The following is a 9,297-nucleotide window of genomic DNA, read 5'->3' on the forward strand; positions in this document are numbered from 1 at the left end:
TCAACCTCATGATCGACGGGGTGGGGTCAGCCGCTACGGGCCCACCCTGGAGACCGTCGCCGACGGCGTCCGCGTCGTGTCGGGTCCAGGTCGGGTTCGTCATGCTTCCGGGTGCGCTGTGGAAAGATCTTGGACAGTTGCTGTTCGGTGCGGACGGTAAGTGTCCAAGATCCGGGGGATCGGCGTTCGGGAGCGTCCGGGTAGCGCCCCTTGGCGGTGGCCGCGGAGTGGATCCGGGGCGGGGTGGAACGCCGGAGGCCGCGCATGCCCGAGTCGGTGTCGTCCCGGATCCCCGGACAGCGATGCCCGCGTCGGCGTGGACGTCGCTGTCCGGGGGGCGTCATGCTTCGCTCCGGTCACGCCCGCGTGGGCGCCGAAGTCCCCGTCGGGTCATCCGTGGCGCCGGTCCCGCCCCGGGTCAGCGTCGATGTCTGGGTCGGTCATCTGTTTGCCCCGGTCATGGCCGCGCCGGCGTCGGGGTCGGTCATGCCGTCGTCCGGGTCTTCCGTGGCGGGGCCGGATTCGGCTGAACCCGCAGGGCCGCTGCCCTTGCCGTCCGCCGCGCCGTCCTGCTGGCCGGGGTCGTTGCCCGTGCCGCTGTCGGCTCCCTGGCCCGGGTCGGCCGGGGCGCAACCCGGCACGCTCGGGTCGGCCACCATGTAGACCTGCCCCTGGCCGGCCTGGTCCATGCCTTCACCGGCCGCGCCCTGGCCGGCCTGGTTCATGCCCTTGTCCTGGCCGGGGGCCTCGTCCCTGCCCTGGCCGACGCCCTTGCCCTGGCCCTGACCCATTCCCTGGCCCTGGCCCTGGCCCATTCCCTGGCCCTGGCCCTGGCCCATGCCCTGGCCAATGTCCTGGCCCTGGCCGCGCTGGTCGCGGGCGGCCTGGCGGGCGGCGCGGAGCTGCTGGACGATCGCCCGGAGCTGCTGGATGCGCGCCCGGATCTGCTGAAGCCGCTGGGCGACCTGCTTCCCGGCGGCTGCACCCTGCTGCCCGTCCGCCGCCTGATCACCGTCCGCGGCCTCGCCGCCGTCCTGTTGCCCGTCGGCCCCCTGGTCACCGTCGGCCGCCTGGTCAGCGTCGGCCGCCTGACTTCCGTCCGCGGCCTGGTCGTCGTCCTGTTGCCCGTCGGCCGCCTGCCCGTCCTGCCCGGCCGCGCCCTGCTGATCGGCTGCCGCCCCGGCGTCGCCGTTCTGCTGGCCCGCGCCTTCCTGCTCGCCGGCACCCTGCTCGCCGCCCGGCGCCTCGCCCGCCTGCTGGTCGTCCTGGCCGTCGCCCGCCTGCTGGTCGTCGTCGGCCTGCTGGGCCGCCTGCACGATGGCGGCGATCTGCTCCAGCAGTCCACCGATCGCGTTGATGATGGCGGCGGCCCGGTCCGCGCCACCCGCCGCGCCGCCTCCGCCAGCCTTGTCTGCTCCACCGGCGTTGCCGGGTCCGCCAGCCTTGTCGGCCCCACCGGCGTTGCCGGCTTCACCTGCCCCACCGGCGTTGCCGGCTCCACCTGTCCTGTCGGCTCCAGAAGCCTTGCCCGGCCCGCCGGCGTTGCCGGCCGCGCCGCCCGCTTCCCCAGGTGCCCCGGCCCCTTCGGCCGCCGCTCCGGGTGCCCCGGCTCCGCCGGCCGCAGCCCCGCCAGCCCCCGCCGCTGAATCCTGGGCGCCCTGCACGATGCCGCGTACCCCGCCGACGAGGCCGGCGAGCTGTTTCACGCGCGCCTCGGTCACCCGCGGGTCGACGAGCTGGCCGGAGCGCTCGCCCCTCATCTGCTCGGTCACCGCCCAGGCCCGGTTGAGCTGGGTGGCCGTCGCCTGCTCCCACGGCACGCTGGGGCAGGCCGCCCCGGCCACGTCGACCGTGCCGGTGCAGCCGGCGGCGGCCCGGCGCTGCTGGATGAGGTCGACCACGGCCTGCCGGTTGGCGATCCGGGCCGCCGAGTTGGCGTCCGGGTCGCGGCGCTGGGCCGCGATGAAGGTCAGGTTGTTGCGCAGCGCGTTGTCCAGGCCCTGGCAGTTCTCGGCGGCCTGACCGACCCCGGTCGCGACCGCGAAGGCCGTCCCGGCGGTCATCGCCAGCGCCACCCCGCCCGCGATCTTGCGGTTCCGGGACGGGCCCGCCGTCCCGCGTCGCCTGGTTGTGCCTCTGCTCCACGCCATCGAAGCTCCTCCGCCTCGTCCGTCACGGGTGTCCGGCATCCGTCCAGCGGTACGGAGGGTGACACGCGTCCGTTCAGGTCGGTCGCGGCTCCGCGCGACATCTCCACGCAGCGTAGGGATCTCGGGCGTTGGCGCTACTCTCCGCGCATGTCGCGGGGCGGCGTTCAGAAATCTTGGCGAGTTACCGTCCGCTACGAACGGCAACTCTCCAAGATCGGAACAGCGAGCTTCGGGCAGCGAGCGACGAGCAGAGAGCAAGGGGCAGCGGGGCAGCGAGCAGCGGGCGGCGGTGTTTGTGGCTCAGGCGGGGCGGAGCCAGAGGACGCCGAGCGGTGGCACCCGCAGCGCCGCGGACGCCGGCATGCCGTGCCACGGCACGCTCTCGGCCTGCACCGCCCCCAGGTTGCCCACGCCCGAACCCCCGTAGTGGTGGGCGTCGGTGTTGAGCACCTCGGTCCAGGTGCCACCGGCCGGCAGGCCGACCCGGTAGCCCTCCAGCGGCAGCGCGGAGAAGTTGGCCACGCAGACCAGGGTCTGGCCGTCGGGGGCGATCCGGGTGAAGGAGACGCTGTTGTTGGCGACGTCGTCTCCGGCGATCCAGCGGAAGCCGGCGGGGTCGGTGTCCTGCGCCCAGAGCGCCGGGGTCTCCCGGTAGACCCGGTTCAGGTCGCCGACCAGGCGCTGCACGCCGGCCCGCGCCGGGTCGTGCAGCAGGTACCAGTCGAGGCCGCGCTGCTCGCTCCACTCGCGGTCGTCGGCGAGTTCGCAGCCCATGAAGAGCAGCTGCTTGCCGGGGTGCGCCCACATGTACGCCAGCAGCGCCCGCACGTTGGCCAGCCGCTGCCAGGTGTCGCCGGGCATCTTCCCGGCCAGGGAGCCCTTGCCGTGCACCACCTCGTCGTGGCTGATCGGCAGCACGTAGTTCTCGCTCCAGGCGTACGCCAGGGAGAAGGTGAGCTGATGGTGGTGGTGCTGCCGGTAGATCGGGTCCTTGGAGGTGTAGAGCAGGGTGTCGTGCATCCAGCCCATGTTCCACTTGAAACCGAAGCCCAGCCCGCCCTCGGCGGTGGGGCGGGTGACGCCCGGCCAGGCGGTGGACTCCTCGGCGACCATCACCACCCCGGGGTGGTGCTTGTAGACGGTGGCGTTGACCTCCTGGAGGAAGGCGATGGCCTCGAGGTTCTCCCGGCCGCCGTGCACGTTGGGCGCCCACTGGCCCTCCTGGCGGGAGTAGTCCAGGTAGAGCATCGAGGCGACCGCGTCGACGCGCAGCCCGTCGACGTGGAACTCGTCCAGCCAGTAGAGGGCGTTGGCGACCAGGAAGTTGCGCACCTCGCGGCGGCCGAAGTCGAAGACGTAGGTGCCCCAGTCGGGGTGCTCGCCGCGGCGCGGGTCGGGGTGCTCGTAGAGCGGGGTGCCGTCGAAGCGGGCGAGGGCCCACTCGTCCTTGGGGAAGTGCGCCGGCACCCAGTCGAGGATCACCCCGATGCCGGCCTGGTGCAGCCGGTCGACCAGGTGGCGGAACTCGTCGGGGTCGCCGAAGCGGGCGGTGGGGGCGTAGTAGCCGGTGACCTGGTAGCCCCAGGAGCCGCCGAACGGGTGCTCCATCACGGGCAGGAACTCGACGTGGGTGAAGCCCAGTTCGGTGACGTACGCGGTGAGCTGCTCGGCCAGCTCCCGGTAGGTGAGGCCGGGCCGCCAGGAGCCGAGGTGCACCTCGTACACGCTCATGGGCTCCTGGTGCGGCTGCCGGCGGGCGCGGCGGGTGAGCCAGTCGGCGTCGCCCCAGGCGTACCGGGAGTGGTGGACCACGGAGGCGGTGGCCGGCGGCACCTCGGCGCGGGCCGCGAAGGGGTCGGCCTTGTCCCGCCAGTGCCCGTCGGCGCCGAGGACCCGGTACTTGTACCGGCTGCCGACGGAGGCGCCGGGGACGAAGACCTCCCACACCCCGCTGGAACCGAGCGAGCGCATCGGCCAGCCGTCGTCCGGCCCCCAGCCGGTGAAGTCGCCGACCACCCGGACCCCGCGCGCGTTGGGCGCCCAGACGGTGAACGCCACGCCCTCGTCGAAGACCCGGGCGCCGAGCGCCTCCCAGAGCCGCTCGTGCCGTCCCTCGCCGATGAGGTGCAGGTCCAGCTCGCCGAGGGTGGGCGGGTAGCGGTACGGGTCGTCGTGCACGGCGCCGTCCACCTCGACCCGGTAGTCGAGCACCTCGCCGGGCAGCACGGCCTCGAAGACGCCCACGTCGTGGACCCGCTTCATGGGGTGCCGCTCGTCGCCGGCGAGCACGGCCACGTCGGCCGCGCCCCGGCGCATGGTGCGGATGGTGGTGCGCCCGTCGGCGGGGTGCGCGCCGAGCACGGCGTGCGGGTCGTGCGCCTGGCCGGCGATCAGCTGCTCCATCGTGCGTCGTCCTTCGCGGCCGGTGCGGTCGGGGCGGTGCCGCCGGAGAGGTCGGCGGGTACGTCTTCGACGGTCAGGTCGGCCGCCGCGGGAGCCGGCGGCGCGGGCTCGGGCTCGGCCGGGGCGGGCCGTCGCACGGTGAACACGTGCGCGGGCTGCAGGTACGGGTCGAGCCGCACGGCGTTGCGCTGCCCCCAGTCGTACTCGGCGCCGGTCAGCTCGTCGCGCACGGTGAACCGCTCGTGCCAGTCGAAGCCGAGCGCCGGCATGTCCAGGGTGGTGTTGCCCCACTGGACGGAGCGGGAGTCGAACGAGCAGATCGCGATGACCGTGTTGCCGGTGTCCGGGTCGTGCTTGGACCAGCAGAGCAGCGCCGGGTTGTCGATGTCGTGGAAGCGCAGGGTGCGCAGCCGGTGCAGGGCGGGGTTGTCCCGGCGGACCCGGTTGAGGGTGGCGATGAACGGGGCGAGCGAGCGGCCCTGTGCCTGCGCGCCGGCCCAGTCGCGGGGGCGCAGCTCGTACTTCTCGTTGTCCAGGTACTCCTCGGCGCCGGGGCGGGCGACGTGCTCGAACAGCTCGTAGCCGGCGTACATGCCCCAGGAGGGGGAGAGCAGCGCGGCCAGCACCGCCCGGATCTTGAACATCGGCGGGCCGCCGTGCTGGAGGGACTCGTGCAGGATGTCCGGCGTGTTGGGCCAGAAGTTGGGCCGCATGTAGTCGGCGGCGGCGACCAGTTCCTCGCAGTATTCGCGCATCTCGGCAGCGGAGGTGCGCCAGGTGAAGTACGTGTACGACTGGGTGAAGCCGATCTTCCCGAGGCCGTGCATGATCGCCGGGCGGGTGAACGCCTCGGCGAGGAAGAGCACGTCCGGGTCGACCTTCTTGACCTCCCAGATCAGCCAGTGCCAGAAGTCGAACGGCTTGGTGTGCGGGTTGTCGACCCGGAAGATCCGGACGCCCTCGCCGACCCAGTGCAGCACCACCCGCAGGATCTCGGCCCGGATGCCCTCGGGGTCGTTGTCGAAGTTCAGCGGGTAGATGTCCTGGTACTTCTTCGGCGGGTTCTCCGCGTACGCGATGCTGCCGTCGGCCCGGGTGGTGAACCACTCCGGGTGCTCGGTCACCCAGGGGTGGTCCGGCGCGCACTGCAACGCCAGGTCCATGGCCACCTCCAGGCCCTGGTCGGCCGCGGCGGCGATGAAGTCGCGGAAGTCCTCCGGCGTACCCAGGTCGGGGTGGATGGCGTCGTGGCCGCCCTCGGCGGCGCCGATCGCCCACGGCGAGCCGACGTCGTCCGGGCCGGCGGTGAGCGCGTTGTTCGGGCCCTTGCGGTTGACCCGCCCGATCGGGTGGATCGGCGGCAGGTAGAGCACGTCGAAGCCCATGGCGGCGACGCCGGGCAGCCGGTCCAGGGCGGTGACGAAGGTGCCGGAGCGGGCGGGCGCGTCGACGGTGGCCGGGATCGCCCCCTCGGAGCGGGGGAAGAACTCGTACCAGGCGGAGAAGAGCGCCCGCGGCCGGTCGACCCAGAGGGTGTGCTCGTCGCCGGTGGTGACCAGCTCGCGGACCGGGTGGTCCCAGAGCAGCGCGGCCAGGTCGAGCGCCGGGCCGACCCGGCGGGGCAGGCCGGCGTCCTCGTCGCGCAGCGCGGCCACCGCCGCCCGGACCCGCTTGTCGTCGGCGGCCGGCACGAGGTCGAGGGCGGCTTCCAGCACCCGGGCGCCCTCGGCCAGGTCGTTGGCCAGCTCGGCCGGGCCCTGGCCGGCGGCGAGCTTCTTGGTGACGGCGTTCTGCCAGGTCAGGTACGGGTCCTGGAACGCCTCCACGGTGAACCGCCAGGTGCCGACCGCGTCCGGGCGGATGGTGGCGTGCCAGCGGTCCTGGCCGGGCTCGCCGGGACGCATCCGGGTGAACGGGCGGGCGGCGCCGTCCGGGCCGAGCCAGACCACATTGCAGCCGAGCGCGTCGTGGCCCTCGCGGTAGGCGCGGGCCGACACGGGCACGATCTCGTCGACCACCGCCTTGGCCGGGTAGCGACCGCAGGCGACGACGGGGGAGACGTCTTCGATCGGGAACCGTCCAGTCACCGGTTCAACCTACTGCGCGAGATCGCTTCGCGCTCGGGTCAGCCGGCCGCTCCCACCGACCGGTACACCTCCAGCGTCCGCTGCGCGATGGTGTCCCAGGAGAAGTGTTCGACGGCCCGGCGGCGGCCCGCGAGACCGAACTCCTCGGTCCGCTTCGGGTCGGCCAGCAGGTCGTTGACCGTCGCCGCCAGGTCGGCCACGAACCGCCCCGGATCCAGCGGCCGGCCGCTGCCGTCACCGGCCTGCTCGATCGGCACCAGCAGGCCGGTCTCGCCGTCGGCGACCACCTCGGGGATGCCGCCGGTGGCGGTGGCCACCACGGCGGTCTCGCAGGCCATCGCCTCCAGGTTGACGATGCCCATCGGCTCGTAGACGGACGGGCAGACGAAGATGGTGGCGTGGGTGAGCACCTGGATGACCTCGTGCTTGGGCAGCATCTCGGCGATCCAGACCACGCCCGAGCGGTTGGCCCGCAGCTCCGCGACCAGGCCCTCCACCTCGGCGGCGATCTCCGGCGTGTCGGGGGCGCCGGCCAGCAGCACGAGCTGGGTGTCGGCGGGCAGCTCCCGGGCCGCCCGCAGCAGGTACGGCAGGCCCTTCTGCCGGGTGATCCGGCCGACGTAGACCACGCTGGGGCGGGCCGGGTCGATGCCGAGCCGGTCGACCACATCGGTGCCGGGGTCCGGAGCGTACTGCGCGGTGTCGATGCCGTTGTAGACCACCCGCACCCGGTCCGGGTTGACCTCCGGGTACGCGGTCAGCACGTCCCGCCGCATCCCCTCGCTGACCGCGATGATCGCGTCGGCGGCCTCGAACGCGGTCCGCTCGCACCAGGAGGAGAGCGCGTAGCCGCCGCCGAGCTGCTCGGCCTTCCACGGGCGCAGCGGCTCCAGGCTGTGCGCGGTCACCACGTGCGGCACCCCGTGCAGCAGCCGCGCGGTGTGCCCGGCCAGGTTGGCGTACCAGGTGTGGCTGTGCACCACGTCGGTGCCGGCGGCGCCGGCGGCCATCTCCAGGTCGACGCCCATGGTCCGCAGCGCGGCGTTCGCGCCGGCCAGCGCCGCCGGCTCGGCGTACGCGGTGACGCCGGGCTCGTCGCGGGGCGCGCCGAAGCAGTGCACCCGCACGTCGGCGAGGCGGCGCAGCTCGCGCGCGAGGTACTCGACGTGCACCCCGGCGCCGCCGTAGACCTCCGGCGGGTACTCGCGGGTGAGCAGGTCGACGCGCAGCCGTGCGGAATCGCTCATGTCCGGCACCCTAGCGTGGATACCCGGGCCGCACCCGGGGGCAGACTGTGCCCGTACGAGTGGTGAAGTCGGGGCGGGATGGATAGCGTCTGAGCATGGCTGCCAAGGTGCTCGCGATCGTCCTTGCCGGCGGGGAGGGCAAGCGCCTCATGCCCCTCACCACCGACCGGGCGAAGCCGGCCGTCCCCTTCGGCGGGATGTACCGCATGGTCGACTTCGTCCTCTCCAACCTGGCCAACGCCGGCTATCTCAAGATCGTCGTGCTCACCCAGTACAAGTCCCACTCGCTGGACCGCCACATCACCCAGACCTGGCGGATGTCGACGATGCTCGGCAACTACGTCACCCCGGTGCCGGCGCAGCAGCGCCGCGGCCCGTGGTGGTTCGCCGGCTCGGCCGACGCCATCTACCAGAGCTTCAACCTGATCAACGACGAGCAGCCGGACCATGTGATCGTCTTCGGCGCCGACCACATCTACCGGATGGACCCCCGGCAGATGGTGGAGGACCACATCGCCTCCGGCGCCGCGGTCACCGTGGCCGGCATCCGGCAGCCGCTGTCGACGGCCGACCAGTTCGGCGTGATCGAGGTCGGCGAGGACGGCCGGCGGATCCGGGCGTTCCGCGAGAAGCCCACCGACGCGGTCGGGCTGCCCGACGCGCCCGACCAGATCTACGCCTCGATGGGCAACTACGTCTTCAGCACGAAGGCGCTCTGCGAGGCCGTCGAGCGCGACGCCGAGGACAAGACCAGCAAGCACGACATGGGCGGCAGCATCATCCCGATGCTGGTCGAGCGCGGCGAGGCCAACGTCTACGACTTCAAGGACAACGAGGTGCCGGGCAGCACCGACCGGGACCGCGGCTACTGGCGCGACGTCGGGACGCTCGACTCCTTCTACGACGCCCACATGGACCTCATCAACGTCCACCCGGTCTTCAACCTCTACAACTTCGACTGGCCGATCTACAGCAACCAGCCCCCGTACCCGCCGGCCAAGTTCGTGCACGCCTGGGGCGAGCGGGTCGGCCGCGCGGTCAGTTCGATGGTGTCGCCCGGGTCGGTGATCTCCGGCTCGCTGGTGGAGAACTCGATCGTGGCCCCGCGGGTGAAGGTGCACTCCTGGGCGCACGTGGACGGCGCGGTGCTCATGGAGGGTGTCGAGATCGGCCGGCACGCGGTGGTCCGCCGGGCCATCCTGGACAAGAACGTCTACGTTCCGGAGGGCGCCGAGATCGGCGTCGACCTGGAGAAGGACCGCCAGCGCTACACCGTCTCTGACAACGGCATCGTCGTCATCGGCAAGGGCCAGCGCGTCGAGCCCTGATCCACCCGTACACCGCAAGGAGGTTCCCGCCGTGGCCCACCACCCGCGCCACCGCGCGGGCGGCGGACACCCGGAGCGGGGC

At 72.9% G+C, this 9,297-nt stretch carries 5 protein-coding genes; 1 reads left to right on the plus strand and 4 read right to left on the minus strand.

Going from position 1 to position 9,297, the window contains the following annotated elements; translation table 11 throughout:
- Positions 1–440 precede the first annotated feature (440 nt).
- From ACW0Q9_RS07575 to glgA, 4 genes are all read right to left on the minus strand, one after another.
- Positions 441–2,150 carry a hypothetical protein gene (locus ACW0Q9_RS07575; protein WP_456179246.1) on the minus strand — a complete coding sequence of 570 codons (1,710 nt, stop codon included), beginning with the start codon at positions 2,148–2,150 and terminating at the stop codon, positions 441–443.
- A 300-nt stretch (positions 2,151–2,450) separates the two neighbouring features.
- A complete protein-coding gene (gene glgB / locus ACW0Q9_RS07580) occupies positions 2,451–4,553 on the minus strand; it encodes a 1,4-alpha-glucan branching protein GlgB (RefSeq protein WP_456179247.1) in 2,103 nt (700 codons plus the stop codon).
- Complete coding sequence (locus ACW0Q9_RS07585; RefSeq protein WP_456179249.1) at positions 4,541–6,640, minus strand: maltotransferase domain-containing protein; 2,100 nt, start codon at positions 6,638–6,640, stop codon at positions 4,541–4,543. The genes glgB and ACW0Q9_RS07585 overlap by 13 nt, the downstream gene beginning before the upstream one ends.
- Before the next feature lie 38 nt (positions 6,641–6,678).
- Positions 6,679–7,887 (minus strand): glycogen synthase, encoded by a 1,209-nt coding sequence (gene glgA / locus ACW0Q9_RS07590; protein ID WP_456179251.1) that lies wholly within the window; start codon positions 7,885–7,887, stop codon positions 6,679–6,681.
- A 95-nt stretch (positions 7,888–7,982) separates the two neighbouring features.
- Between glgA and glgC the strand changes: the two genes are divergently transcribed.
- Positions 7,983–9,215: a glucose-1-phosphate adenylyltransferase gene (gene glgC, locus ACW0Q9_RS07595; RefSeq protein WP_456179253.1), complete on the plus strand. Its 1,233-nt coding sequence runs from the start codon at positions 7,983–7,985 to the stop codon at positions 9,213–9,215.
- The last annotated feature ends 82 nt before the right edge of the window (positions 9,216–9,297 follow it).

Source organism: Micromonospora sp. I033 (assembly GCF_053890995.1).

Excerpts from the sequence above, each read along its gene's own strand:
- glgA (WP_456179251.1), bottom strand. The coding sequence starts at position 7,887 with ATGAGCGATTCCGCACGGCTGCGCGTCGACCTGCTCACCCGCGAGTAC.
- glgC (WP_456179253.1), top strand. The coding sequence starts at position 7,983 with ATGGCTGCCAAGGTGCTCGCGATCGTCCTTGCCGGCGGGGAGGGCAAG.
- glgB (WP_456179247.1), bottom strand. The coding sequence starts at position 4,553 with ATGGAGCAGCTGATCGCCGGCCAGGCGCACGACCCGCACGCCGTGCTC.
- ACW0Q9_RS07575 (WP_456179246.1), bottom strand. The coding sequence starts at position 2,150 with ATGGCGTGGAGCAGAGGCACAACCAGGCGACGCGGGACGGCGGGCCCG.